We start from the raw sequence: 25,123 nt of genomic DNA, 5'->3' as shown, positions 1-25,123 counted from the left end.
GGGGACACATGCGACACGCTCGTCTTCGGCTCGCCGCTCTCGGCACGGCCTCGGCAGTGGTCTCGGCCGCCGCCTGGGTCGGGACGACGGCGGCATGGGCAACACCAGTGCCGGACGTCCCCTCATCCGCACCCGCGGTGAGTCCCGAGCCGTCTATGAGCCCTTCGGGCTCGGAAAGCCCCTCGGAAAGCCCCTCGGCGACGGCCGAACCGGCCACGGCCCTGCAGGAGGCGCTGACCAAGAGCGCCGAGGCCAACACGTCGTCGGGCACGATGCACCTCAGCGCCAACGGCAAGATCGACGCACGCGGCACCTGGGCCCGCCAGAACAAGCCCAGCGTACTGACCGCCAAGGTCAACACCCTCACACTCAACGGGAAGGCCAACTCCGCGCAGCCGCAGATCATCGTCAGCGGTGACACCGCCTTCGTGAACGGCGACGGCCTGATCCCGAACCAGGGCAACACGTGGTGGCAGGTTCCGCTGAAGAACCTGCCCGGCGAGCGCGGCAAGATGATCTCCGATCTCGTCACCAGCGGCCGCCTCCAGGACCCGGCGACGATCAAACAGGTTTCGAGCGCGTACAAGGACGTCGAGAACGAGGGCGAGGAGCAGGTCGGCGGCCAGACCGTCACCCACTACAGCTCCACCCTCGACACGCAGGAGGCGGCGCAGGCCGCCGGTCTGCCCACCCCGTCGCCGTCGCCGTCCAACTGGCCCAAGACCCTGCGGGTGGACACCTGGGTCGACTCCACGGGCATGGTCAGGCGGCAGCAGTTCCGCAACCCGGAGGGCGGGACGCCGTTCAACCTGAACCTGACGGTCAAGGACTACAACAAGCCGGTCACCGTGCAGACCCCGCCCGCCGGGCAGGTCAAGCAGGTCGACCCGCAGACCCTGAAGAACCTGCTGGGCGAGTAGACCCGGTAGCCCAATAGACGCGCCCTCCCTACGGGGAGGGCGCGTTTTGGCATGATCGCCGGTCATGAGCCAGTGGAGAGTCCTCATCGAGGAGAACGTCGGCGGCCCCCGCAACAAGGAGTGGCGCATCTCGGACATCTACCAGGTCAAAGGCGAAAGGCCAGAGGCCAGATCCATCGCGTACGAGCTCGCGGTGCGGCACACCCCGCAGCATCCGATGACCCCGGTGAGCCGCAGCGTCTACCGCATCAGCGACGACGAGTACCTGACCATGATCAAAGGGGCGACCGGGAAATATCACTACAGAGTCGTCGTGGCCGAACTCTTGACGTTGGACGATACCGACGAGCTATCTTAGTGATATCACTTCGATAGTCAGGAGCATGCGCATGGAACGTGAGGCCTTCAGGATGAACGGGTTCGTCATCCTGGTCGCGCTGATCGTCGTGACGGCCGCGCTGGTGCTGTTCGGCCTGACCCGGGACGAGGCGTTCTTCATCGTGAGTCTGGTCGTGGCGGTGGTGATCGTGGGTCTGGCCGCATCCGGCTTCGCGATCGTGAACCCCAACGAGGCCAAGGTCGTCCAGTTCTTCGGGCGTTACGTCGGCACCATCAAGACGGCCGGTTTCGCCTGGACGGTCCCGTTCAGCGAGCGGCACCGCATCAGCCTCCGGGTGCGGAACTTCGAGACCGCCAAGCTCAAGGTCAACGACGCCGACGGCAGCCCGGTCGAGATCGCCGCCGTCGTCGTCTACCGGGTCGTCGACACCGCCAAGGCGTCGTTCTCGGTCGACGACTACGAGAACTTCATCGCCATCCAGTCGGAGGCCGCCGTGCGGCACCTGGCGACCACCCACCCGTACGACTCGCACGTCGAGGAGCGCACCAGCCTCCGCGACGGCGCCACGGTCGCCGAGGAGCTCACCATCGAGCTCCGCGAGCGCACCGACCTGGCCGGCATCGAGCTGCTGGAGGCCCGCATCACCCACCTGGCCTACGCCCCCGAGATCGCCCAGGCGATGCTGGTCCGCCAGCAGGCCTCCCAGGTCGTCGCCGCCCGGCGGCAGATCGTCGAGGGCGCGGTCGGCATGGTCCAGCTCGCCCTCGACCGGCTGAGCGAGGAGCACGTCGTCGAACTCGACGAGGAGCGCCGCGCCACGATGGTCTCCAACCTCCTGGTCGTCCTGTGTGGCGACCGGGCCGTCCAGCCGGTGGTCAACGCCGGCAGTCTGTATGCCTGACGAACGTCCCGCCAAGAAGGAGCCGAAGAAGCTCCTGCTGCGGCTCGATCCGGCCGTCCACGAGGCGATCGCCAAGTGGGCGGCCGACGACCTTCGCAGTGTCAACGCGCAGATCGAATTCGCGCTGAGAATGGCGCTGGCTCAGGCGGGACGGGCGCCGAAAAGGTCCGACTAGGCATCGTCTTGGTTACGGGACTTCAAATGGCAGGTGTGTCCGGTCCAGACTCGAGAAATGTCGTGGGCCGGACGTACCGCCGTGGAGATAGCCGATGCCGTGCGCACCGGCGAGGCCTCCGCCGAGCAGGTCGTGGCCGACCACCTGGAAGCCATCGCCGCACGTGACAGCGGTGTAGGCGCCTTCCGCACCGTGCTCGCCGACACCGCGATGGCCGAGGCGAAGTCCCTCGGATACCGCCCCGACCTCCCCCTGGCCGGAGTGCCGGTGGCCATCAAGGACAACGTGGCCGTGGCCGGGCAGAACACCACGAACGGCTCCCTCGCCGACATCGGCCCACCGGCTGTGGACGACCACGCCGTGGTCGCCCGCCTGCGCGCGGCGGGCGCGATAGTGGTCGGCCAGACGAAGGTCCCCGAACTCTGCCTGTACGGCTTCGCCGACACCCGCAACCCCTGGGACCCCGGCCGGACCGCCGGCGGATCCTCCGGAGGCGGCGCCGCCGCCGTGGCCGCCGGAATGGTCCCGCTGGCCCTGGGAAACGACGGCCTGGGATCCTTACGCATCCCGGGGGCGTGCTGCGGGGTCGTCGCCCTCAAACCCGGCCACGGCCTGCTCGAACCCCCACCGCACGACTGGTTCGCGATGGCCGAGAACGGCCCGCTGACGACCAGCGTCAACGACTGCGTCCTGGCCCTGACCGTGATGACGGGCACCCCGATCCTCCCCGAGGCCGAAGACCTCCGCATCGCCGTCGCCCCCAACCCGCTCCCCCCGGGATTCTCGGTCGACGCCGAATTCCAGGAGGCCGCCCGCGCGGCCGGGGCGACCCTGCGCGAGGCCGGTCACACGGTCGTCGACCACGGCCGGCGCTTCCCCATGTCGCTGGGCTGGTCGACCATCGCGGCCTGGTTCTCCTGCGCCGCCGCCGACTCCCACGACCTCGACCAGCGCAAACTCGAGGGCCGCACCCGCTCGATGGCCCGCGTGGGCCGCTTCCTCCAGAAGACCCACCGCGACGGCTCACGCGGCCGCGACGACTGGCGCGCCAACGGCGCCGACCTGTGGTTCGGCGAGGCCGACGTGCTCATCACCCCGACCATCGCCCACCTGCCGCCCTCGCCCGAGGGGTGGGCGTCGAAGGGGATGGCCGGGAACGCCTACAAGAACATCACGTACGCGCCGCTGACGGGGGCGTGGAACATGGCGGGCTGGCCAGCGATGACCCTGCCGTTCGGCCGCCACAGCTCTGGCCTGCCGATCGGCATCCAGCTGATCGCCCCACCGGATGGCGAGGGCATGCTGCTCAGCCTGGCGGGCTATCTGGAGCGCGCCAGGCCGTGGCAGCGTTGTGCGGTCGTCTCCTAGATCCCGATCGGGTGCCAGACCGTCTTGGTCTCCAGGAACGCCGTCATCCGCCCGGTTCCCGGGTTCGCCGCCCAGTCGGTCTTCCCGTTGGGCCGCAGCACCCGCTTCAGGTTCTCCGCCGCCAGTTCCTCGCACTTCTGCGCCAGCTCGGCGTCGGCCCCGGTGAGGTCGAGCCCGTTGACGTCCATGTGCCCCGCCATCCACGGCGCCATCTCGGCGGCCGACCCGGTCAGGATGTTCACCACCCCGCCCGGCAGGTCGGAGGTGGCGAGCACTTCAGCCAGGGTGATGGAGGGCAGCGGCGCCCGCTCGGAGGCGAGCACCACGCACGTGTTCCCCGTCACGATCACCGGCGCGATCACCGACACGAGCCCGAACAGCGGCCCCATCGGCGGCGCCACGATCCCGACCACCCCGGTCGGCTCGGGCGTCGACAGGTTGAAGTAGGGCCCGGCGACGGGGTTGGACGACCCCCGCAGAGAAGTGATCTTGTCGGACCACCCGGCGTACCAGACCAGCCGGTCGACGGCGGCGTCGACGAGCTCTCCGGCCTTCTTCCCGGACACGCCGTCGGCCTCGGCGACCTCGGACACGAACTGCGCCCGGCGTCCCTCCAGCATCTCGGCGATCCGGTAGATGATCTGCCCCCGGTTGTAGGCGGTCGCCGACGACCACCCCGGGAAGGCCTTCCTGGCGGAGGCCACGGCGTCCCGGAGGTCCTTGCGGGACGCCTTGGACGCGTTGGCCAGAAACTCGCCCTTGGCGCCGGTCACGGCGTACGACCTCCCGCTCTCCGACCGAGGGAACGCACCGCCGATGTACAGCTTGTACGTCTTCCGTACCGACAGCCGCTCGCTCACGAGATCTCCTTCAGGTACGCCTCGAGCCCGTGGCGACCGCCCTCACGCCCGTACCCCGACTCCTTGAACCCGCCGAACGGCGAGGTGGGGTCGAACTTGTTGAACGTGTTCGACCAGACGACCCCGGCCCGCAGCCTGGACGCCATCCACAGCATCCGCGACGCCTTCTCCGTCCAGACACCGGCCGACAGCCCGTAGGGCGTGTTGTTCGCCTTCTCGACGGCCTCGGCCGGAGTCCGGAAGGTCAGCACGGAGAGCACCGGCCCGAAGATCTCCTCGCGGGCGATCCGGTGCGACTGCGAGACCCCGGTGAAGACGGTCGGCGGGAACCAGAACCCCTTGTCCGGCAGCGCGCACGCGGGCGACCACCGCTCGGCCCCCTCGCTCTCACCGGAGGAGGACAGCTCCTGGATCTTGGCCAGCTGGGCGGCCGAGTTGATCGCCCCGATGTCGGTGTTCTTGTCGAGCGGATCACCGAGCCGCAGCGTCGACAGCCGCCGCTTCAGCGAGGACAGCAGTTCCTCGGCCACCGACTCCTGGACCAGCAGCCGCGACCCGGCGCAGCAGACGTGCCCCTGGTTGAAGAAGATGCCGGTCACGATGCCCTCGACCGCCTGGTCGATGGCGGCGTCGTCGAAGACGATGTTGGCGGCCTTGCCGCCGAGTTCGAGCGTCACCTTCTTGGACGATCCGGCGACCGAGCGCGCGATCAGGCGCCCGACCTCGGTCGACCCGGTGAAGGCGACCTTGTCGACGTCGGGGTGGCCGACGACTGCGGCGCCGGTCTCCCCCGCGCCGGTCACGATGTTGACCACGCCCGGCGGCAGGTCGGCCTGCTGGCAGATCTCCGCGAACAGCAGCGCGGTCAGCGGCGTGGTCTCGGCCGGCTTCAGCACGACGGTGTTGCCGCAGGCCAGCGCGGGCGCGATCTTCCAGGCCAGCATGAGCAGCGGGAAGTTCCACGGGATGACCTGCCCGGCGACGCCGAGCGGCGTGGTGCCGTAACCGGCGTATTCGAGCTTGTCGGCCCAGCCCGCGTAGTAGAAGAAGTGCGCGGCGACCAGGGGGAGGTCGACGTCGCGCGACTCGCGGATCGGCTTGCCGTTGTCGAGCGATTCGAGGACGGCCAGCTCACGGGCGCGTTCCTGGATGATCCGGGCGATCCGGAACAGATATTTGGCCCGCTCGGAGCCGGGCAGCGACGACCAGACGCCGAACGCCTTCCTGGCCGCCTGCACGGCCCGGTCGACGTCGGCCTCGGTCGCGGAGGCGACCTCGGCCAGGGTCTCCTCGGAGGCGGGGTTGATGGTCTTGAAGGGGGTCCCCGACCCGTCGACGAACTCGCCGTTGATGAACAGCCCGTACGACGGTTTGATGTCGACGACATCGCGCGACTCGGGCGCCGGTGCGTACTCGAAGATCATCTCAGTCCAGGGTGAAGTAGTCGGGGCCGGCGTAACGGCCGGTGGTGAGCTTCTGGCGCTGCATCAGCAGGTCGTTCAGCACCGACGACGCGCCGAGCCGGAACCAGTCGGGGTCGAGCCAGTCGGGCCCCGCGGTCTCGTTGACCAGCACGAGCATCTTGATCGCGTCTTTGGTCGTCTTGATCCCGCCGGCCGGCTTCACACCCACCTTGCGGCCCTCGACGGCCAGGAAGTCGCGCACCGCCTCCAGCATGACCAGCGTCACCGGCAGCGTGGCGGCGGGCTGGACCTTGCCGGTGGACGTCTTGATGAAGTCTCCCCCGGCCAGCATCGCCAGCCACGAGGCCCGGCGCACGTTGTCGTAGGTGGCCAGCTCGCCGGTCTCCAGGATCACCTTGAGGTGGGCCTCACCGCAGGCGGCCTTGATCGCCTGGATCTCCTCGAAGACCTTCAGGTAGTCACCGGACAGGAACGCGCCACGGTCGATGACCATGTCGATCTCGTCGGCCCCGGCCGCGACGGCGAACGCCGTGTCGGACACCTTCACCTCAAGGGTCGAGCGCCCGCTGGGGAACGCGGTGGCGACGGAGGCCACCTTCACCCCCGACGAGCCCACGACGTCGCGCGCCTCGGCCACCAGGTCGGGGTAGACACAGACCGCCGCGACGGACGGCACCGAGGAGTCGGTCGGATCGGGGTGGACGGCCTTCGCGCACATCGCCCGGACCTTGCCCCGGGTGTCGGCGCCCTCCAGGGTCGTGAGGTCGACCATGGAGATGGCCATGTCGATGGCCTGGCGTTTGGCGGACGTCTTGATCGATCGGGTGCCCAGCATCGCGGCCCTGGCATCGGCTCCGACCCGGTCGACACCGGGCAGACCGTGCAGGAAGGCCCGCAGCGAGGCATTCGTCGAGGCAGTCACAGTTGACACCTCCCCAGCATCGCCGACCTTGGGGAATACCGCCAAACCGGGTGCTCACGACACTGCGCCCCCGTTTTTGGCACATCTCACAACCCGCCTAAGCGGGTCTTAGGTACGGATACCCGCGCATGCCCTACGAGATAGGGCATCCGCCCGATGCCTGAGAGGGGGTCTTAGCCGGAACCTAGAGACACAAAGAAAGAAACACGGGGAAAGAAGGAGAACTCAGATGAGTCCCGAACTGCACTACCAGATCATCCTCAACCGGGTCGCCGAGCTCCAGGACGAGGCGACCAGCTACCGCCGCGTCAGGGAGGCGGAAAAGGCGCGCGAGCGCGGGGGGCATCACCGCCTCCGGGCCAGCCTCGGCAAGTTCCGGGCGCTGTGACGCGCGACAAGATGCCGGGCCGGAACCTCCCTCCCGGCCCGGCATCTCAACCCCCATAAATAGGCGCGAATCTCATCGAGTAGGCGTGACATGCTGGACGACATGATGGGTCGGGCCGCTAGCCCCGTCTTCGTCGGACGGGAGACCGAGCTGGAGCAGCTCGGGGAGATCTTCGACCAGGCCCGAAAACAGGCCGCCGCCGCCGTCCTCGTGGGCGGCGAGGCGGGGGTCGGCAAGACCCGGCTGGTCACCCGGTTCGCCGAGCAGGCCGCCGCCCAGGGGGCGCAGGGTCTTCGCCGGCGGCTGTGTCGAGCTGTCCACCGAGGGTCTGGCCTACGCGCCCTTCACGGCGGTGCTGCGCCAGCTCGTCCGCGACATGGGGGCCGCGGACGTCGCGGCGCTGCTGCCCGAGGGCGCGGCCAGAGACCTGGCCCGGCTGCTGCCGGAGTTCGGCGAGCCGAGCGGCGACGTCGAGACCGACACGGCCAGGGCCCGCCTGTTCGAGCAGATCCTCACGCTGCTCGAACGGCTGGCCGAGCGGCGCCCGATGGTCCTGGTCATCGAGGACGTCCACTGGGCCGACCGGTCGAGCCGCGACCTTATTGCATTTCTGAGCCGCAACGTGTCGGCGATGCCGATGCTCATGGTGCTGACCTACCGGTCGGACGAACTGCACCGCACCCACCCGCTCCGCCCGGTGCTCGCCGAGCTGACCAGGGTCGACGGCATCACCAAGGTCGAGGTGCCCCGCTTCACCGAAGACGAGGTGGCCCGGCAGATGGCCGGGATCCTCGGCACGATCCCCGCCTACGGCCGGGTGTCGGCCATCTTCGACCGCAGCGCCGGGATCCCGCTGTTCGTGGAGGCGCTGCTCGACTGCGGCCACGACGGCAACCTGCCCGAGTCGCTGCACGACCTGATCATCGCCCAGGTCGAGCGCCTGCCCGAGGAGACCCAGCGGCTGCTGCGCATCGCGGCGGCCGGCGGCAACCGGGTCGGCCATCCCCTGCTCTGCGCCGTCAGCGGCCTGTCGGAGTCCGACGTCGAAGACGCGATCAGGCCCGCCGTGGCGCGCAACGTGCTCCAGGTGGCCGACGGCGGCTACACCTTCCGGCACGCGCTGATCCGCGAGGCCGTCCACGACGAACTGCTGCCCGGTGAGCACGCCCGGCTGCACGCCCGGTTCGCGCAGGAGATCGACCGCGACCGCGCTCTCGTGCCGCCCGGCCGGGCGGCGATCGAGATCGCCCACCACTGGCATTCGGCCAGAGACGACCTGTGGGCGCTCGTCTCGGCCTGGGAGGCCTCCGAGAAGGCGACGAAGGCGTTCGCGTACACGGAGAAAGTGCAGTTGCTCGAACGGGTGCTGACGCTCTGGGACAAGGTGCCCGATGCCGCGCAGCGCATCGGCGCCGACCACACCACCGTGCTCGAACGCGCCTCCGAGGGCGCCTACGCGGCCGGCGACGTCGACCGGGCGCTCAAATACGTGAAGGCCGCGCTGGCCGAACTCGACGACGACACCGCGCCCGAGCGGGTCGCCGCACTGCTGGTCCGGATGGCGAGCTGCAAGATGGAACGCGGCCGCACCGGCGCCATCGAACACCTCAGACGGGCCGAACGGCTGGTACCCACTCCCAGCGAGACCCGGACCCTGGTGCTGACCCGCCTCGGCACCCTGCTGATCAAGGCCGACCAGATCGTCGAGGGCACCGCGCTCACCACCGAGGCGCTGCGCATCGCCCGCGAGATGGGCGACGAGTGCCAGGAGGCCGACCTCCTGATCAACCTGTCGCTGGGTCACTCGATCAACGACGACCTGGAGGCGGCGCTGGCCGTCAACTCCCGAGCCCAGGCGATCGGCACCCGCCTGAAGAGCGGCCGGGTGGTGCTGCGGGCGCTGGCCAACAACGTCGACGCGCTCGAGAACCTCGGCCGTTCCGAGGAGGCCGTCGACCTGGCCGTCGAGGCCGAGAAACTGGCCCGCGAATACGGCCGCTACCGCAGCCACGGCGTCTTCATCGCCAACAACCGATGTGAGGCCCTCGAATCGCTCGGCCGCTGGGACGAAGCGCTCGACGTGATCAACAGATCGCTGATGCTCGACCCGTCCCCGCTCAACCGGTGGCACCTGCTCCGCGTGCGCGTGCAGATCGAGATGGCCCGCGGCGAGCGGGAGCAGGCCCTCACCGACCTGACCGAGGTGGGCGCGCTGTCCGGCCGCACCGCCGAGTACACCCAGGAACGCACCCTCAACGCCCGCGTCGCCCTCCAGTGGCACCTGCTCACCGGCGACCCGGAAGCCGCGCTGACCAGGGCCGAGGAGGCGCTCAACAGCTGGCCGCTGTCCCGCAAGCCGATGCTCGGCTGGCGCCTGCTCGCGATGACCTACCGGGTGAGCGACGCCGCCCTGCCGGTCAGCCCGAACCGGGCCACCGCCCTGCGGGCCAAGGCCGACGAGTTCCGGGCCGCGATGCACGCCAAGGGCCCCGTCGGCCAGGCCTACGAGCGGGAGTGCCACGGGGAGTTCGACGCCGCCGCGACCTGCTGGGCCATGGTGAAGCGGCCCTACCAGCGGGCCCGCAACCTGATCATGGCCGCCCACGGGCTGGAGAGGGACGCCGTCGCCGTCCGGCTCCGCGAGGCCCACGCCATCGCGACCGGCCTGCGGGCCGTCCCCATGATCGACCAGGTCGAGGTGCTGGCCCGCCGCTCGGGCATCGCGCTGACCGACGCCCCGGCCGAGACGACCGCGCTGCTGACCCCGCGCGAGGTCGAGGTGCTGCGGCTGCTGACCGAGGGCCGGTCGAACCGCGACATCGCCCAGACGCTGACGATCTCCGCGAAGACCGCCAGCGTCCACGTCTCGAACATCCTGGCCAAGCTGAGCGTCTCGACCAGGGGCGAGGCCGCCGCGGCGGCCCACCGCCTGTCGCTGTTCACGAACTGATCAGCGGCTCCAGCAGCAGGAGCACACCGAAGACGGCGAACGCGGCGGCGGCGCCGTACTTGATCCACTTCTCCGGCAGGTGCTTGCCCAGCAGCCCGCCGACGACGATGGCCAGCGCGTCGGCGGCCACCATGCCGACCGTCGAGCCGATCCAGGTGCCGAGCCAGCCATATTGGGTGGCCAGGGTGATCGTGGCGAGCATCGTCTTGTCGCCGAGCTCGCTCAGGAAGAACGCCACCGTCACGGCCAGCAGCACCGACTTGGTCGCCCGCTTGGCCTTCTCGGCCTCCTCGTCGGTGAGGGAGTCGCCGCGCAGCGTCCAGGCGGCGAAGCCCAGGAACGCGATGCCGGCCACGATGGAGATCGCGGTGGTCGGCAGGTGGTCGCCGACGAGGCCGCCGATGGCGACGGAGAAAAGGTGGACGACGGTCGTCGCGATCGTGATGCCGGCCAGGACCGGAAGAGGCCGGAACCTGGTGGCGAAGGTCATCGCCATGAGCTGGCTTTTGTCTCCCAGCTCCGCCACGAAGATCACGGCGAGGGAGATCCAGAACGCATCCACTCGGGGTCGCCTTTCGCATCAGCGCGACCGGGCCGAGTTCCGCCGGGGAGCATCACTTCGGCCCGGCAGCGATAAAACACTGTCGGGCCGAAGGTCTCGTCCGCCATACAGGCCTCCGCGGCCGGACGCAGATGCGTCAGTGTGTCGACCAGCGGCGTTGTGGACTACTCCCCTTCGGGCTGTCTCACAGACTAACGCCTATCATCACGGGTTCATTCACCAGGGTCACCCCGAACTTCGCTTTGACCCCATCTCGGACTTCCCGGGCAAGCTGCAGAAGCTCGTCGGCGGACGCCCGACCTGTGGGGTTGGTGAGGGCGAGGGTGTGTTTGGTGGACAGCCGGACCGCGCCGCGCGCATAGCCCTTGTGGAACCCGGCCTGCTCGATCAGCCAGGCGGCCGGGACCTTCACGGCGCCGTCGTCGGCGGGCCAGCGCGGGTAGCCGGGGGCCAGCTCCTCCAGGGCGTCGGCCTGCGCCTTGCCCAGGATCGGGTTGGTGAAGAACGACCCGGCGCTGATCGTGTCGGGATCGTCCGGATCGAGGACCATGCCCTTGCCCCTGCGCAGTTCGAGCACCTTCGCGCGGGCCTGCGCCAGCGGCACCCGCTCGCCGGGCGCGACACCGAGGTTCTTGGCCAGTTCTGCGTACGCCACGGGCTGCGAGAGACCGTCGGTCTTCAGGCTGTAGGTCACCGACAGCACCACGAACCGGTCGAGGGAGTGCTTGAAGGCGCTGTCGCGATAGGCGAACCCGCACTGCTCGGCGGGCAGGTCGAGCGTCTCCCCCATCAGCCGGTCGTAGACCCGCACGGCCACGATGGTCTGCGAGACGTCCTGCCCGTAGGCGCCCACGTTCTGGATCGGGGTCGAGCCGACCAGCCCGGGGATGCCCGACAGGCACTCGATCCCCGACAGCCCTTCGGCCACGCAGCGCTCGACGAGCGGATCCCAGTCCTCCCCCGCCGCCGCCGTCACCAGGCCGCCGAAGATCGCGACCCCGCGCGTGCCGACCTTCACCACGAGACCGTCGAACCCGGCGTCGGAGAGCACGAGATTGCTCCCCCCGCCCAGGATCAGCACGGGCTCACCTCGCCGGTCGGCGTCCGAGACCAGCTCGACGAGCCGCTCATCGGTCTCGGCGGTCACGAAGGCCCGCGCGTTCCCGCCCACCCGCAACGTCGTGTACGGCGCCAGCCGCACCCCCTCTTCCATGCCCGCCAGCCTAACGGCGCAGCAGATCGAGGACTCTGTCGTAGGTCCGCTTCGACTCCTCGTCGCGGTAGCGGGCGTCGGTGTCGAAATACCCCCGGTGCCGGGCCTGTCGGACCGGAAGATCCTTCTCCGGTACGACCAGACGCCCCGGCAGCATCAGCGAGAACTCGAGATCGGCGTTGCGGTAGAAGCGCGCGTGCTCCGGGAACCCGCCGACCCCCAGCGCCTTGGCCCGGTTGACCGCGAACAGATAACCGAGCAGCGCCGGAACCTCGCCGCCGCCCGCGTCGCGCCACTCGGTGCCGCCGGGCTCGGGTTCCACGCCCTTCCACCCGGCGCCGACCACGTCGGGAATCTCCAGCGCCCGCAGCAGCGGCCGGATCGCGTCGCCTTCGAGGATCGTGGACGTCTCCATGACCACGTGGACGTCGGCCGTGTCGAGCTGAAGAAGTTTGGTGCGCGCCGGGCCCCACTCGGCGGTGCCCCCGGCCCAGTGGGGTTTCTCGGCGACGTGCCAGGCCCTGACCCGGTCGGGGTTGGCCTCGGCCAGTTCGTGCAGGACGTCTCCGGCGCCGTCGACGTTGCCCAGGTCGAGCGCGATGACCCCGGCGTCGCTGTGCGCGAGCAGCGCCGCGACGCAGGCCCGCAGGTCGTCGGGCCACCCGTCGACCAGCAGCGCGACCGAGGCGGTCAGTTTGGGGATGTCGATCTGGCGGTCGACCCGGGAGGTCGCGATCGCGCCGTCCCACAGGGCCTGCGAGGCGGCCATCGACGGAGTGCCGGCGTCGTTCAGCGCGGTCTCGGTGATCGACCCCGGATAGGGCACGGTCGACTTCGGGTCGGGATCGCCGGGCGGACGGCCCTCGACGATCGAGGACACCGGGATCGACCGGACCGACGGCCACACCTCGTAGTGGGGGCGTTCGGTCAGCTCGAAGCCGCCGCCGGGCGTGTCGTAGACGTCCCAGCCCGCGCGGACGAGCTCCTGGCGCAGCCGGTCGGCCGCCTCGAAGTCCCTGTCGGCACGGGCCGCGACGCGGCGCTGGGCGATCTCGACGACGTTACGCGGTGGTTGGCTCACTTAAGGAGCGCTACCCGGGATCAGACGAGCTGAACAACCGCCCTGGCCTTGGACAGCACCCGCGAGTCGCCCGACTTGGCGGTCAGCACGACCACGACGCGCTTGTCGGGGAGCTTCTCCTCGATGAGGCCCGAGACGGTGATCGTGGCACCGGCGTCGTCGTCGGGCACGACGACCATCGACGAGAACCGCACGCCGTAGTCGACGACGGCGCCCGGGTCGCCGGCCCAGTCGGTGACGTAGCGGCCACCCTGGGCCATGGTGAACATCCCGTGGGCGATCACGTCGGGCAGGCCGACCGACTTGGCGAACCGCTCGTTCCAGTGGATGGGGTTGAAGTCGCCGGACGCCCCGGCGTACATCACCAGGTTGACGCGCTGCACGTTGTATTCGGCCGCGGGCAGCTCCTGGCCCTGCTCGACCTCGTCCCACTTGATCGTGGCGCCCATGGCTACTTCGCCCCTCCCCGCTCGACGATGACGTTGAAGCTGGTGCAGACGGGCTCGCCGTCGAGCGTGGTGACGTCGCCGCGGACGGTCACGAACTCGTTGCGGCCCACCGAGCGGATCTCGGAGATCGTCGAGGTGCACAACAGCTGGTCACCGGCGTAGATGGGCCGGTCATAGGTGAACCGCTGCTCACCGTGGACGACCATCGCCCAGTCGAGCCCGAATTCGGGGTCGTTGAGCCCCTCACCGGCACCGGCGAGGGCGAAGACGATCGGGAAGGTCGGCGGGGCGACCACGTCAGGATGCCCGGCGGCCTTGGCGGCCTCGGCGTCGCGGTAGATCGGGTTCGCGTCGCCGATGGCGGCGGCGAACTCCTTGATCTTCAGACGGCTGACCTCGTAGGGCGTCGGCGACGAGTACGCCCGCCCAATGAAGTCGCGGTTCAACGCCATCGGGCGCTCCTTGCGGGGTGATCAGGATTCTGGACGACCAGTTCTACCGTACGACCGAACGGCCTGATAACCGAGTAAGAAGCGCCAAGGGAAACGCGAACAACCGGCGGCCCTTAAGTGGCGTCGCCGGTTTCGCGTGAGAACGAGCACCGCACCCACGGCTGGGGGGCCGCCGGGTGTTCGCTGAACTACTACAGAATTAGCGGGTCTCGCGGTGAGCCTGGTGAGTCTTGCAGTTGGGGCAGTACTTCTTCAGCTCAAGCCGATCCGGGTCGTTGCGCCGGTTCTTCCGCGTGATGTAGTTGCGGTGCTTGCACTCCTGGCAGGCCAGCGTGATCTTCGGCCTAACGTCGGTGGCAGCCACGTGGGAGTGCCTTTCTACGTCTGGGACTACGGACAACCCAAACCGGCCCCTAATGAAAGGGAGCCCGGAAGGGTAGTAGCGGAGGCCGGACTTGAACCGGCGACACAACGATTATGAGCCGTTTGCTCTGCCTGACTGAGCTACTCCGCCTGGAGGCCGACGAAACTGACCGGCCACGCAAGGATACCCGACCCACGCGACTGCCACACACGTGGTATTCCACTGGGAACGGGCTTCGGGAATTACGAGTAATCCCCAAATCACTTTCGCGGGGTTTGATTTTCACCCGCCAAGCCAAAAGCCCCACCCGATTTCATCGGACAGGACCTGATGGCTTTAGAGCCCCCAAACGGAATCGAACCGTTGACCTTCTCCTTACCATGGAGACGCTCTGCCGACTGAGCTATAGGGGCGGGCCCTGCGTTCGCTCTCGCGTTCGCGGACAGGTAAACCATACACGTCCCGCGCAGTGGATGCGAAATCCAATCGGCTAGGGCGTCTGGAGGGTCCCGATCAGGTCGGCACCCTGCTGCTGAGCCGACTGGAGGTCGTCGGGTTCGATCGTGTAGCTGGTGAAGTAGGTGCGGCCCCCCTTGCTGGTCGGCGAGGCCAGGGTGACCTTGGCGTCGTAGGGTTCCTGGAGGCAGTCGGGCAGGCACCAGCTGCCGGTCAGCTTGCCGTGGCCTATGGCCGTGTCGGGCCCCCACTTGTCCCAGGTGAGCTTGTTCATCGTGGAGAACTCGGAGATCACCAGGTCGGCCGGCTTCATCGCGGGCGAGCCCTGCTCGTCGCCGAAGAAGTTGAGCACGTACACGTTCTGGATCGCAGGCGTGGACGCGGGCGGCGGCGTCGGGCTCGGGATGCCGTCAGGCGGCGTCGCGGAGCCGCAGGCGACGAGCGCGACGCAGAAGGCGAGCAGGGTGACCAGGCGCATGTCTCGACGGTAAACGCCCAGGTCGGGAAATCACCGTTACCTGGAGGTGTTTGTTATGACCTGAGTGACACGACTTCGCAGAGGTCGGCCAGGTCGACGAACCGGGCGACCTCCTCGACCGAGAAGCAGTCGGCGAGGTGGCGGCCATGCCGTTCGACGCGGAGCACTTGACGCTCCCCGAACAACCCGGGCACGATCGCGTAGCCGTCGGGCCCCACCCATCGACTCCTCATAGCTCGACAAACTAGCGTCCCGCACCGTCAATTTCGCCTCATGTGCCCCACCAAGTCGGCCCCAGTTCCACACCAAGCACGGCGCCGCATCCTCTGAGGCATGACGACCCCAGACCTGACCGGCATCCGGATCATCCACCGGGCCATGCGCGGCGACCTGCACCGACTCGTCGCCCTCACCGAGCACCTCGCGGCCACCACCCCGACCCGCGCGCAGGCGATCGCCCGCTTCGTGGGCCAGATCACCCACACCATCCACCAGCACCACACGCGTGAAGACGAGATCGTCTGGCCGCTCATCGAGCGCTCGGCAGGCGCCGCCGCCGACCTGGCCGACCTGAGCGAGGACCACTCGCTCCTCGACCCGCTGCTGGACGAGGCCGACACGGCCGCCAGGGCCTTCGCGACCGGCGCCGGCGCCCAACCCCTCCACCTGGCGCTCCAGCGCCTCTCCGAGCTCCTGGACGAGCACATCGAGACGGAGGAGCGCCGGATCTTCCCCGTCATCCTCCAGTACGTCACCGAGAAGGACTGGGCCGAGGCCGAGAACCAGATCCGCAAGGGCGGCGACATCCGCTTCGACCTGTGCTGGGTCGGCCAGTACGCCACCCCCGAGGAGATGACCCACATCCGGAGGATCGGCGGCCCGGTCGTCACACTGATGCTGGCCCTACTGGGCCCCGGTCACCGACGACGCCAGCGACTCATCTTCGGCTGAGCGCCCCCGGGCCCGTTCCGCCCCAGAACCGCGAGCCGACCCGCTCGGCGGCCTCCGCGGCGGCCGCGAAGTGCGCGCGCGGCCTCCACGTCGCCCAGGTGGGCGGCCCGCTGACGGAACGTCCCCAGCTCGACCGGGACATCTCCGACGGATGGTGCGAGCTGCCCTAGAGCCCGCAATCGCACCATGATGCCGTCATTGCTCCGGGATCCACCGGACGGAGACACTCGCGTTCTGACCCGCTTTCACGAAGATCTCCTCGGCCTTCCGCCCTTGGGCCCATCGACGCGCGTAGGGCGCCGCCTCGACGACCACCCCACCCCGCACGACCAGGCCGAACGTCGCTTTCTCGGTCGACCACCAGATGAGCCCGTCTCGCATATCTGGATCTTAGGGACGGGCGCTGACAGAATTCCGATATGACGATCTTCAGAAAGGCCCATGCCGCGTAGGCACCCACCGCGCCCCCGCGCCTACGACGAGCCGCTTCCCGACATGCCGGGCATCACCTACCGCGGCCGCGTCGCCCTGGGCCGCCTGGAACACGACCGCTTCTGGCCCGAGGCCGTCTCCGACGCCTGTCAGGCCTGGCAGAACATCATCCACGACCCCTACCGGCGACTGTTCGACCCCGCTTTCGGCTGCGGTTACCTCGCCTGCTGCCCTGACATGAGCCAGGTCGACGAGATCCTCTTCGCGGCCTTGGCCGTCCTGCCACCACGCGACGCCAAACACCTCCGAAACCGCCTCAGGAAGTACGCGGAGCAGTGGTGACCTGGCCAACGACCGCATCGACGGACCAGACGGCAGCGGTGCGCTCAGACCGGTGCCCGCGGAAGGCGCGGTCGCGGCCATGGCCAGGCGGCCCCGCGCCTCCGGGAAAATTCGCGCCGGAGTCATTTGGTTAGGGTCACTAGGGGAGGCTGAAACCCACCCCATCGCTGGCTCGCGAGCCCAACTTCAGCCTTTGGAGACCGGAGTAGCTCCCCTTCGGGAGCACATGGATTTCACCTATCCCATAAACACCGGGCATGCCGGCGATGAAATCGGCTTTCGTGTCTCCGACCACGTTGGCGATCCACATCGAGCGGCCGAACTGCGTTTCGTAGTTCTCCCGGTCGTACTTCCTGGACGCTTTCTTGGTCACCCCGGTCGAGGTGCCCGAATAGAGCTCGGCCCAGTCGTGGTTGTCGGCCGACACGTGCACGGCCAGGTCGGCGCGTCCATCACCGGTCACGTCGCCCGCCGCGAGATCGGCGGGGTAGTAGTCGAAAGAGAGAACCTGCGGCGCCCCGAACCCCGACCCCGAACTCTTCTGGACGAGCACTCCACCCTCACCAGTGGCCAGCGCCAGATCGGCCTTCCCGTCACCCGTGAAATCACCCGCGACGACATCGACGATGTCCCTGCGGGCCGACTCGAACGACCACGCCCGCGACATGGACAGGCCCTTCGCGTTCCCCGGGATGACGGTGACCCGCTGCGGGCCGGTGGGCTCCGGATAGGCGGGCCGGAAATTCGTCGCCACGAGATCGGGCCGCTTGTCACCGGTCACGTCGCCGACCGCGAGCACGGCACCGAATTTCGCCGCACCGTTCTTCAGCGTGACCGACTTCACCAATCCCTTGGCGCCACCCTTGAAGACGACGATTTCCTTGTTCCCCTGCACGACCGCGTCACCGTAGCCGTCACCGTTGAAGTCGGCGGCCCGCATCGGAGCGTTGGTGACCGGCCAGGCGAACGACTTCCAGAACCGCAGGCCAGCGGCCGAACCACGCAACACGACGATTTTCTTGCGAGCCGACGCGAGGACGTCGGCATAACCGTCCCGATCGAAATCCGCGGTCGCCAGCACCTGCCCGAGATTCTCTTTCGCGATCGGCTTCGGCGAAGTGGCGATCCGCGCCTTGGCCGACACCTTCGTGCCCCCGAACCAGACGACCACGGCACCGGCATCGGACTTGCCACCGGCCTTGAGCAGGGGCGCACCCGCGATGACATCGGCCCTGCCATCACCGTTGACATCACCGGCCAGCGCGGGACGCTTCTTGGGCGCGGCCCCGGCGGGGGACGCCACCGAGGCGATCCCGGCCGCGACGGCGACACTAACGACCAGACCTTTTCTCCACAGTGCCATATAAGGAAGGACGCCCGATTTGACCCACCGGTTGGCGAACTCACAAAAAGCCAAGTAGTCACACTTGGCGGGCGAGTAAATCGAATCTTCAGCGAAGAAGATCGTCCACCAACAAAGAGCGACTTCAGCGCCACGATAAACTGATCACCATAGCCTCACCGACAAATCCCCCGATTTGGCAACCCCAGATGAACCGCCGACCGGAAGCCCGGACCCACGCGACACCCACGCCCGGAGGCGCCCCCGGTGAACAGGCTTTCCTCGTAGCCTCGGTACCGGGGATCGGGGCCTCCATGAGCACGAGACGCTCCCAGGGCACCTGGGTCGCTACGGTCCCGGGGATTGCCGCATCGATGTGGTTCGCCCGAGTCACGCACGCCCCCACCACGGCGTCGCCTACGCCACGTCAAGAGCACCCCGCGATGGAGACGTTTCACCCCCTCCGAAATCGCCGAATGCTCCGCCATCAAGGCCGATCCCTCAGCACTTGGTCGGCCGACGTGTCGTGAAACCACTTCTGTGACCACCCGCTGCTCGACCGCGCGATCAACTGCCGCCGGTACCGGCAACGTCGTCGAACGCTGCTTCAACCGACTCAAGCGATGGCGCGGCATCGCCACCCGCTACGACAAGCTCGCCCGCAACTACCAGGCCGGCATCACCCTGGTCAGCACGCTGTTATGGATCCACGCGTGATCCAACGGACACGCTCTAGGGGTGCTCACGCCCCCGCCAGACATACGGTGCGGACGATCACCCGCCCCCAAGCCCAAGCGATGACCACCACCCAGCGCTCAAGATCAGCTCACGCCAGGGACGGTTCACGCCCCCACGTAAGCCGCCAGGTGCTCCCCCGTCAGCGTCGAGCGCTTGGCCACCAGTTCCGCCGGAGTCCCCTCGAAAACAATGCGACCGCCGTCGTGGCCGGCCCCGGGGCCCAGGTCGATGATCCAGTCGGCGTGGGCCATCACGGCCTGGTGGTGCTCCACCACGATGACCGACTTGCCCGAGTCGACCAGGCGGTCGAGGAGGCCCAGCAGCTGTTCCACGTCGGCCAGGTGGAGGCCGGCCGTGGGCTCGTCGAGGACGTAGGTGCCGCCCTTCTCGGCCATGTGGGTGGCCAGCTTCAGGCGCTGGCGCTCGCCGCCCGACAGGCTGGTGAGGGTCTGGCCAATGCCCAGGTAGCCGAGGCCCACGTCGAGCAGGCGCTCGACGATCGCGTGGGCGGCGGGGATCTTGCCTTCGCCCTCGCGGAAGAACTCCTCGGCCTCGGCGACCGACATCGCGAGGACCTCGCTGATGTCCTTGCCGCCGAACTTGTAGTCGAGGACCGACGCGTCGAACCGCTTGCCCTCGCACTCGTCGCATGTGGTCGCGACCCCGGCCATCATCCCCAGGTCGGTGTAGATGACCCCGGCGCCGTTACACGCCGGGCAGGCGCCCTCGGAGTTGGCCGAGAACAGGGCGGGCTTGACCCCGTTGACCTTGGCGAAGATCTTGCGGATGGGTTCGAGCAGGCCGGTGTAGGTCGCGGGGTTGCTGCGCCGCGAGCCCTTGATCGCCCCCTGGTCGATCGACACCACGCCCGCCCCACGGGGGATCGACCCGTGGACGAGCGAGCTCTTGCCCGACCCGGCCACCCCGGTCACCACGACGAGCACCCCGAGCGGGATGTCGACGTCGACCTTCTTGAGGTTGTGGGCCTCGGCGCCGCGGATCTCCAGTTTGCCCTTCGGCACACGTACGGAATCCTTGAGGGAGGCCCGGTCGTCGAAGTGGCGGCCGGTGATCGTGCCGCTGGAGCGCAGGCCCTCGACGGTGCCCTCGAAGCAGACCGTGCCGCCCGCGGAGCCGGCACCCGGGCCGAGGTCGACGACGTGGTCGGCGATGACGATGGTCTCCGGCTTGTGCTCGACGACGAGGACCGTGTTGCCCTTGTCGCGCAGGCGGAGCAGCAGGTCGTTCATGCGCTGGATGTCGTGGGGGTGCAGGCCCGTGGTCGGCTCGTCGAAGACATAGGTGGTGTCGGTCAGGGCCGAGCCGAGGTGGCGGACCATCTTGACGCGCTGCGCCTCGCCGCCCGACAGGGTGCCCGAAGGGCGGTCGAGCGACAGGTAGCCGAGGCCGATCTCGGTGAACGAGTCGAGCGTGTGGGACAGCTTCTCCAGCAGGGGCGCGACCGACGGTTCGTCGAGACTTCTGACCCAGGTGACCAGGTCGCGGATCTCCATCTGGCAGGCGTCGGCGATGTTGACGCCCTTGATCCTCGACGAGCGGGCCTGCTCGGCGAGGCGGGTGCCGCCGCAGTCGGGGCAGGAGGTGAAGGTCACCGCCCGCTCGACGAAGGCGCGGATGTGCGGCTGCATCGCCTCCTTGTCCTTCGAGAGCATCGACTTCTGGATCTTGGGGATCAGCCCCTCGTAGGTGAGGTTGATGCCCTCGACCTTGACCTTGGTCGGCTCCTTGTAGAGGAAGTCGTGCAGCTCCTTCTTGGTGTACTTGTTGATCGGCTTGTCGGGGTCGAGGAACCCCGACTCGGCGAAGATCTTGACCGTCCAGATGTTGTCGACCTTGTAGCCGGGCACGGTGATCGCGCCCTCGGAGATCGACTTGGTCTCGTCGAAGATCTCTCTCAGGTCGATGTCGGAGACCGAACCGCGCCCCTCACAACGCGGGCACATGCCGCCCAGCAGGTTGAACGTGCGCTTCTCGGTCTTGCCGGTGCCCTTGGCGACGGTGATCGACCCGGCCGACGTGACCGAGGGGACGTTGAAGGAGAACGCGTTGGGCGACCCGATGTGGGGCTGCCCGAGGCGGCTGAACAGGATGCGCAGCATCGCGTTGGCGTCGGTCGCCGTGCCCACGGTCGAGCGGGGGTCGGCGCCCATGCGCTGCTGGTCGACGATGATCGCCGTGGTCAGACCTTCGAGGACGTCGACCTCCGGCCGCGCCAGCGAGGGCATGAACCCCTGCACGAAGGCGCTGTAGGTCTCGTTGATCAGCCGCTGTGACTCCGCGGCGACCGTACCGAAGACCAGAGAGCTCTTGCCCGAGCCGGAGACGCCGGTGAACACCGTGAGCCGGCGCTTCGGCAGCTCGACGCTGACGTCTTTCAGGTTGTTGACGCGCGCGCCGTGGACCCTGATCAGGTCGTGGCTGTCGGCGGCGTGGTCGCTCATGGTGTCTCCCAGACTCTCGGCCGCTACGAGGGTACGCGGCCCCACCGACGTTTTTCAGTCCTGGATCAGGCCGAGCACGTTGCCGTCGGGGTCGACGACGGTGGCGACGAGCCGGGTGCCGCCGACCTTCTTGGGGCCCGACTTGAGGGTGGCCCCGGCGGCGACGACTTCGGCGATCTTGGCCTCGATGTCGTCGACGTGCCAGTTGGCGAGCGGCGAGGTCATGTCGCTGTTGGGGACCAGGCCGATCTGCTGGCCGTCGGCCTCGTAACCGACGTAGTAGGGCGAGTCGGTCGTCGGCTCCATGCCCAGCAGGGCGGAGTAGACGGCCTTGGCGGCGGCGAGGTCGGTGACGGGGTGAAGAACGGTCTTGATGGCCATCTCAGGTCCTTTGTCTCGGTGACTTCCTGCAGCTCACGCTATCCGCGCCGGGAATGATCCCGCTTCTCCGAAACTGACCGATGGGACTCACCGGACTCGGCGGGGCGTTGACACAGGAAAGGGGGATGACCATGACCGTCCTGGAAGAACACGTGGCCGACGTCGTCTACGAGGCGCATCGGCTGACCGTCGACACCGGTCTGTCCTACGACGAGTTCCGGCGCCGCTACGAGGAGGCCGTCCCGGAATTCGACCGGGGAGGATTCGAGAAGCTCATCGAGGAGGAGGCCGACTGGTCGACCGTGCTCGGGGCCGCCGACCGCAACGCCCCGCACGACTTCATCCGTTACTGGACGCTCGACAACTCGGCGATCTTCGCCCTCTCCGGCGACCACTGGCGGAGCGTCCAATATCTGATGGGCAACCACACCATCGCGCAGCGCATGTTCCACCACGACCCGGCCGTGATGGAATACGCGCCGCTGCGGACGACCATCTACCAGCACGCCGACGGCTACGCCCGCTTCGCCATCGACCAGCCGAGCCGCCAGTTCGCCGGTTTCGGCAACCCCGCCATCGCTGCCGTCGGGGTCGAACTCGACCGCGAGGTGGCGACGCTGCTGGAGTTCCTCGAAGTGCCGGTGCCGGCCCAGCTGGTCGAAAGCGGTTAGAAGCTCCTGCCGGTGATCTTCTCGTAGGCCTCGACGTAGCGCGCCCGGGTGACGTCGACGACCTCCTGCGGCACCTCGGGGGCGGGGGCCTTCTTGTCCCAGCCGGTTCCGGCGGCCCAGTCGCGCACGAACTGCTTGTCGAAGGCGAACTGCGGACGGCCCGGCTCCCACTCGTCGAGGGGCCAGAACCGGGAGGAGTCGGAGGTCAGCACCTCGTCGCCGAGGGTGAGCACGCCGTCGGCGTCCCAGCCGAACTCGAGCTTGGTGTCGGCGATGACCACGCCGCGCTCGCGGGCGATCTCGGCGCCGCGCTTGTAGACCTGCAGCGTGATGTCACGGAGGTTCTCGGCGATCTCGCGCCCCTCCTGGGTCACGACGTCGTCGTAGGTGATGAACTCGTCGTGCTGGCCGAGCGGCGCCTTGGTCGTGGGCGTGAAGATCGGCTCGGGCAGCTGAGAGCCTTCGAGAAGGCCCGCCGGAAGGGCGATTCCGGAGACGGCCTGGTCGCGCTCGTACTCCTTGAGCCCGAGCCCGGCCAGGTAGCCGCGCGCGATGCACTCGACCTGGACCATTTTCAGGGCCCGGCAGCGGACCGCCCGGCCCTCGAACTCGGCCGGGACGTCGGTGGCCGAGATGACATGGTTCGGCACGATGTCCTTGAGCTGGTCGAACCACCACAACGACAGCTGGGTGAGCACCTTGCCCTTGTCGGGGATCGGCGTCGGCAGAATGACGTCGTAGACGGAGACCCGGTCGGACGCGACCAGGATGATGTCGCCGCGGTCTTCGTAGACGTCCCGGACTTTCCCGGAGTGGATGAGCTTCACGAGTTTCCTTGCCTTTCGAGCCCGTACTCATAAGTGGACCAGCGGCCCGCCACGGTCACGTATTCGCCGTACTCCAGCACGGCGCCTTCCTGGTCGTAGACCCAGTTCCGCCCGCGCAGCACCGTCGTGCCGAGCGGAACGCCCAGGTCTTCGGCGTCATGGTCGTCCGCCGTGTCCGCGCACTGCTGGTCGCGTCCCGACACGGCGGTCCGGCCGGTGCGGCGCTCGACGTACGCGAGGGTGCCGGCCGTGATCCTCTCGGCGACCAGCAGTTCCGGCGCCGTCGCGGCCAGCGCGCCGTCGAACCACGAGGTGGACGCCGACACCGGCCGCCCGGCCTTCATGGTGACCCGGTGCCGCCGGATGACCGTCGCACCCGGCGCCAGCCCGAGGGCGTCGGCCACCTGCTCCGGGGCCGCCGCCGTCTCGGCCGCCATGATCCGCGCCGTCTCGTCGGCCAGGCGGATGGCCTGGAACCGGTCGCGCGGCGAGGTGTGCCTGCGCACCGTCGACACGATCGTGCCCCGGCCGGGCAGCGCCTCGACCAGGCCCTCCGACCGCAGCGAGGCCAGGACCTTGGTCGCCGTGGCCAGGGCGATGCCCCAGTCTTTGGCGATCTGCCGGGCCGAGGGGATGGTCTCGCCCTCTTTCAGCTCCCCCGACCGGATCCGCCCCCGGATGTGGTTGACGACCTGGACATACGGCGGATCGGACCGTTCGACGCTCGGAGACATGCGACTCCCGACCGTGCTAGTACACCGGACACTATGACAAGTGTACGAGGTCGACAATCACCTTCCCCTGCCGGGGAGACCGCGCGGCGAGCTCATGGGCCGCCGCCGCGTCCCGGGCCGGGACGACCTCGCGTACCGGAACCCGGAAAAGCCCTTTCTCCACGAGCGCCGCCGCCACTGCGAGCCCGTGCCGACCGTCCGGCTCGCCCGCGAGCCGTCCCATGGAGATCCTCACTCCTTTGGACGGCCCCTCGAAGTCGGCCAGGGTGACGACGTTCTCCGCTCCCCCGGTGAGCTCGATGAGCCGGTCCAGCGACCCCGCTCCTGCGACGTCGAGGGCGCGGTCGACGGTTCCGTCCACTCTTTGAAGGGTCACGGCCCGGACCCCGAGCGATTCCAGGAACGGATGGCTCTCCGGACGAGCCGCCCCCAGCACCCGGACACCCCGAGCGGCGGCGAGCTGGACGACGATGCCGCCGACCCCACCAGCCGCGCCGTCGACGAGAAGGGTCATGCCCTCGCGCACGTCGAGGACATCGAGCGCGCGAGTGGCGGTCTCCACCCCGGTGCCCGCTCCGCCCGCTTCCGTCCAGGGCATCCCGCCCGGCTTGCGGGCCCAGAAGTCGAGAACCGCGTATTCGGCAGTGGCCCCGCCGAGCCCGGCCAGCGGCACGACCCCGAAGACCTCGTCACCGATGCCGACGGTGGCGCCGACCCCGATCTCGTCCACGATCCCGGCGGCGTCGACCCCCGGGATGTGCGGCAGTGCGAGATGCGCCCCCGCCGGGGAGGTCCCGGCGCGCAGCGCCAGATCGACCGGCGATACCCCCGCGGCCTTCACCTTGATGCGGACCTGCCCCGGCCCGGGATGAGGATCGGGTGCCTCACCGATCTCCAGAACGTCCGGGGAACCGAACCGATGGAACTGCACTGCCAGCAT

28 protein-coding genes, 2 tRNA genes and 2 pseudogenes are annotated in these 25,123 nt (G+C 68.7%); 12 read left to right on the top strand and 20 right to left on the bottom strand.

Annotated elements, in window-relative coordinates:
• Nucleotides 1-155 precede the first annotated feature (155 nt).
• The 5 genes and pseudogenes from ACYQ78_RS38015 (at nucleotide 156) to ACYQ78_RS37995 (ending at nucleotide 3,704) form a co-directional block, all read left to right on the top strand.
• Nucleotides 156-920 (top strand): hypothetical protein, encoded by a 765-nt coding sequence (locus tag ACYQ78_RS38015; RefSeq protein WP_459805842.1) that lies wholly within the window; start codon nucleotides 156-158, stop codon nucleotides 918-920.
• Nucleotides 921-984: 64 nt separating this feature from the next.
• Complete coding sequence (locus tag ACYQ78_RS38010; RefSeq protein ID WP_459805841.1) at nucleotides 985-1,278, top strand: hypothetical protein; 294 nt, start codon at nucleotides 985-987, stop codon at nucleotides 1,276-1,278.
• Between the two features lie 31 nt (nucleotides 1,279-1,309).
• Nucleotides 1,310-2,161, top strand: a complete 852-nt coding sequence (locus ACYQ78_RS38005; protein WP_459805840.1) for an SPFH domain-containing protein — start codon at nucleotides 1,310-1,312, stop codon at nucleotides 2,159-2,161.
• A pseudogene (locus tag ACYQ78_RS38000) lies at nucleotides 2,154-2,324 on the top strand (type II toxin-antitoxin system antitoxin); the annotation flags it as partial. The gene ACYQ78_RS38005 and the pseudogene ACYQ78_RS38000, both read left to right, overlap by 8 nt.
• A 69-nt stretch (nucleotides 2,325-2,393) precedes the next feature.
• Nucleotides 2,394-3,704: an amidase gene (locus tag ACYQ78_RS37995; RefSeq protein WP_459805839.1), complete on the top strand. Its 1,311-nt coding sequence runs from the start codon at nucleotides 2,394-2,396 to the stop codon at nucleotides 3,702-3,704.
• On the opposite strand, the gene ACYQ78_RS37990 is transcribed toward ACYQ78_RS37995, so the two are convergent.
• The 3 genes from ACYQ78_RS37990 to deoC are packed head-to-tail and all read right to left on the bottom strand — an operon-like array spanning nucleotide 3,701 to nucleotide 6,910.
• Nucleotides 3,701-4,564 carry an aldehyde dehydrogenase family protein gene (locus ACYQ78_RS37990; protein WP_459805838.1) on the bottom strand — a complete coding sequence of 288 codons (864 nt, stop codon included), beginning with the start codon at nucleotides 4,562-4,564 and terminating at the stop codon, nucleotides 3,701-3,703. The two genes, ACYQ78_RS37995 and ACYQ78_RS37990, sit on opposite strands and share 4 nt — an antisense overlap.
• A complete protein-coding gene (locus ACYQ78_RS37985) occupies nucleotides 4,561-5,988 on the bottom strand; it encodes an aldehyde dehydrogenase family protein (protein WP_459805837.1) in 1,428 nt (475 codons plus the stop codon). The genes ACYQ78_RS37990 and ACYQ78_RS37985 overlap by 4 nt, the downstream gene beginning before the upstream one ends.
• A gap of 1 nt (nucleotide 5,989) precedes the next feature.
• Nucleotides 5,990-6,910: a deoxyribose-phosphate aldolase gene (gene deoC / locus ACYQ78_RS37980; RefSeq protein WP_459805836.1), complete on the bottom strand. Its 921-nt coding sequence runs from the start codon at nucleotides 6,908-6,910 to the stop codon at nucleotides 5,990-5,992.
• Between the two features lie 229 nt (nucleotides 6,911-7,139).
• Here deoC and ACYQ78_RS37975 point away from each other — a divergent pair, with 229 nt between their 5' ends.
• The 3 genes and pseudogenes from ACYQ78_RS37975 to ACYQ78_RS37965 all read left to right on the top strand — a co-directional run bounded on the left by ACYQ78_RS37975 (nucleotide 7,140) and on the right by ACYQ78_RS37965 (nucleotide 10,248).
• Entirely contained in the window at nucleotides 7,140-7,298 is a 159-nt protein-coding gene (locus ACYQ78_RS37975) for a hypothetical protein (protein WP_459805835.1), read from the top strand.
• 90 nt (nucleotides 7,299-7,388) lie between these two features.
• A pseudogene (locus ACYQ78_RS37970) lies at nucleotides 7,389-7,601 on the top strand (ATP-binding protein); the annotation flags it as partial.
• Between the two features lie 49 nt (nucleotides 7,602-7,650).
• Nucleotides 7,651-10,248: an ATP-binding protein gene (locus ACYQ78_RS37965; RefSeq protein WP_459805834.1), complete on the top strand. Its 2,598-nt coding sequence runs from the start codon at nucleotides 7,651-7,653 to the stop codon at nucleotides 10,246-10,248.
• On the opposite strand, the gene ACYQ78_RS37960 is transcribed toward ACYQ78_RS37965, so the two are convergent.
• From ACYQ78_RS37960 to ACYQ78_RS37915, 10 genes are all read right to left on the bottom strand, one after another.
• Entirely contained in the window at nucleotides 10,238-10,810 is a 573-nt protein-coding gene (locus ACYQ78_RS37960) for a TMEM165/GDT1 family protein (RefSeq protein ID WP_459805833.1), read from the bottom strand. The two genes, ACYQ78_RS37965 and ACYQ78_RS37960, sit on opposite strands and share 11 nt — an antisense overlap.
• A 184-nt stretch (nucleotides 10,811-10,994) precedes the next feature.
• The gene (locus ACYQ78_RS37955) at nucleotides 10,995-12,023 is read right to left on the bottom strand and encodes a UDP-N-acetylmuramate dehydrogenase (RefSeq protein WP_459805832.1); all 1,029 of its coding nucleotides are present in this window, start codon (nucleotides 12,021-12,023) and stop codon (nucleotides 10,995-10,997) included.
• Nucleotides 12,024-12,033: 10 nt separating this feature from the next.
• Entirely contained in the window at nucleotides 12,034-13,104 is a 1,071-nt protein-coding gene (locus ACYQ78_RS37950) for a hypothetical protein (protein ID WP_459805831.1), read from the bottom strand.
• A gap of 20 nt (nucleotides 13,105-13,124) precedes the next feature.
• On the bottom strand, nucleotides 13,125-13,553 hold the full coding sequence (locus tag ACYQ78_RS37945) for a MaoC family dehydratase (RefSeq protein WP_459805830.1): 429 nt from the start codon (nucleotides 13,551-13,553) through the stop codon (nucleotides 13,125-13,127).
• A 2-nt stretch (nucleotides 13,554-13,555) separates the two neighbouring features.
• The gene (locus tag ACYQ78_RS37940; protein ID WP_459805829.1) at nucleotides 13,556-14,005 is read right to left on the bottom strand and encodes a MaoC family dehydratase N-terminal domain-containing protein; all 450 of its coding nucleotides are present in this window, start codon (nucleotides 14,003-14,005) and stop codon (nucleotides 13,556-13,558) included.
• Between the two features lie 199 nt (nucleotides 14,006-14,204).
• The gene (gene rpmG, locus ACYQ78_RS37935) at nucleotides 14,205-14,369 is read right to left on the bottom strand and encodes a 50S ribosomal protein L33 (protein WP_030921771.1); all 165 of its coding nucleotides are present in this window, start codon (nucleotides 14,367-14,369) and stop codon (nucleotides 14,205-14,207) included.
• A gap of 76 nt (nucleotides 14,370-14,445) precedes the next feature.
• Nucleotides 14,446-14,519, bottom strand: a tRNA-Met gene (locus tag ACYQ78_RS37930).
• A gap of 190 nt (nucleotides 14,520-14,709) precedes the next feature.
• Nucleotides 14,710-14,782, bottom strand: a tRNA-Thr gene (locus ACYQ78_RS37925).
• A gap of 77 nt (nucleotides 14,783-14,859) precedes the next feature.
• Entirely contained in the window at nucleotides 14,860-15,303 is a 444-nt protein-coding gene (locus ACYQ78_RS37920; protein WP_459805828.1) for a hypothetical protein, read from the bottom strand.
• 53 nt (nucleotides 15,304-15,356) lie between these two features.
• On the bottom strand, nucleotides 15,357-15,536 hold the full coding sequence (locus tag ACYQ78_RS37915; RefSeq protein ID WP_459805827.1) for a transposase: 180 nt from the start codon (nucleotides 15,534-15,536) through the stop codon (nucleotides 15,357-15,359).
• 100 nt (nucleotides 15,537-15,636) lie between these two features.
• Here ACYQ78_RS37915 and ACYQ78_RS37910 point away from each other — a divergent pair, with 100 nt between their 5' ends.
• Entirely contained in the window at nucleotides 15,637-16,254 is a 618-nt protein-coding gene (locus tag ACYQ78_RS37910) for a hemerythrin domain-containing protein (protein ID WP_459805826.1), read from the top strand.
• Nucleotides 16,255-16,449: 195 nt separating this feature from the next.
• On the opposite strand, the gene ACYQ78_RS37905 is transcribed toward ACYQ78_RS37910, so the two are convergent.
• Entirely contained in the window at nucleotides 16,450-16,635 is a 186-nt protein-coding gene (locus ACYQ78_RS37905; protein WP_459805825.1) for a hypothetical protein, read from the bottom strand.
• Nucleotides 16,636-16,695: 60 nt separating this feature from the next.
• On the opposite strand from ACYQ78_RS37905, the gene ACYQ78_RS37900 reads away from it, so the two are divergent.
• Complete coding sequence (locus tag ACYQ78_RS37900; RefSeq protein ID WP_459805824.1) at nucleotides 16,696-17,028, top strand: hypothetical protein; 333 nt, start codon at nucleotides 16,696-16,698, stop codon at nucleotides 17,026-17,028.
• Between the two features lie 139 nt (nucleotides 17,029-17,167).
• Here ACYQ78_RS37900 and ACYQ78_RS37895 read toward each other — a convergent pair whose 3' ends face one another.
• A complete protein-coding gene (locus ACYQ78_RS37895) occupies nucleotides 17,168-18,391 on the bottom strand; it encodes an FG-GAP repeat domain-containing protein (RefSeq protein ID WP_459805823.1) in 1,224 nt (407 codons plus the stop codon).
• 519 nt (nucleotides 18,392-18,910) lie between these two features.
• Here ACYQ78_RS37895 and ACYQ78_RS37890 point away from each other — a divergent pair.
• Nucleotides 18,911-19,087 carry a hypothetical protein gene (locus ACYQ78_RS37890; protein ID WP_459805822.1) on the top strand — a complete coding sequence of 59 codons (177 nt, stop codon included), beginning with the start codon at nucleotides 18,911-18,913 and terminating at the stop codon, nucleotides 19,085-19,087.
• 125 nt (nucleotides 19,088-19,212) lie between these two features.
• On the opposite strand, the gene ACYQ78_RS37885 is transcribed toward ACYQ78_RS37890, so the two are convergent.
• Nucleotides 19,213-21,570 (bottom strand): ATP-binding cassette domain-containing protein, encoded by a 2,358-nt coding sequence (locus ACYQ78_RS37885; protein WP_459805821.1) that lies wholly within the window; start codon nucleotides 21,568-21,570, stop codon nucleotides 19,213-19,215.
• Nucleotides 21,571-21,624: 54 nt separating this feature from the next.
• Entirely contained in the window at nucleotides 21,625-21,951 is a 327-nt protein-coding gene (locus tag ACYQ78_RS37880; protein ID WP_459805820.1) for a VOC family protein, read from the bottom strand.
• A 131-nt stretch (nucleotides 21,952-22,082) separates the two neighbouring features.
• Between ACYQ78_RS37880 and ACYQ78_RS37875 the strand changes: the two genes are divergently transcribed.
• Nucleotides 22,083-22,622 (top strand): hypothetical protein, encoded by a 540-nt coding sequence (locus tag ACYQ78_RS37875; RefSeq protein WP_459805819.1) that lies wholly within the window; start codon nucleotides 22,083-22,085, stop codon nucleotides 22,620-22,622.
• Here ACYQ78_RS37875 and ACYQ78_RS37870 read toward each other — a convergent pair.
• From ACYQ78_RS37870 to ACYQ78_RS37860, 3 genes are read right to left on the bottom strand one after another with little or no spacing between them, the layout of a single operon-like run.
• Nucleotides 22,619-23,449 carry a phosphoribosylaminoimidazolesuccinocarboxamide synthase gene (locus ACYQ78_RS37870; RefSeq protein WP_459805818.1) on the bottom strand — a complete coding sequence of 277 codons (831 nt, stop codon included), beginning with the start codon at nucleotides 23,447-23,449 and terminating at the stop codon, nucleotides 22,619-22,621. The two genes, ACYQ78_RS37875 and ACYQ78_RS37870, sit on opposite strands and share 4 nt — an antisense overlap.
• Nucleotides 23,446-24,183, bottom strand: coding sequence for a GntR family transcriptional regulator (locus ACYQ78_RS37865; protein ID WP_459805817.1), 738 nt, complete (start codon nucleotides 24,181-24,183; stop codon nucleotides 23,446-23,448). The genes ACYQ78_RS37870 and ACYQ78_RS37865 overlap by 4 nt, the downstream gene beginning before the upstream one ends.
• A 31-nt stretch (nucleotides 24,184-24,214) precedes the next feature.
• Nucleotides 24,215-25,123 carry an NADP-dependent oxidoreductase gene (locus ACYQ78_RS37860; RefSeq protein WP_459805816.1) on the bottom strand — a complete coding sequence of 303 codons (909 nt, stop codon included), beginning with the start codon at nucleotides 25,121-25,123 and terminating at the stop codon, nucleotides 24,215-24,217.

This window comes from Herbidospora sp. RD11066 (assembly GCF_054661255.1).
The sequence above is the reverse complement of the archived record's forward strand: the minus strand, read 5'-3'. Positions and strand labels throughout refer to the sequence as shown.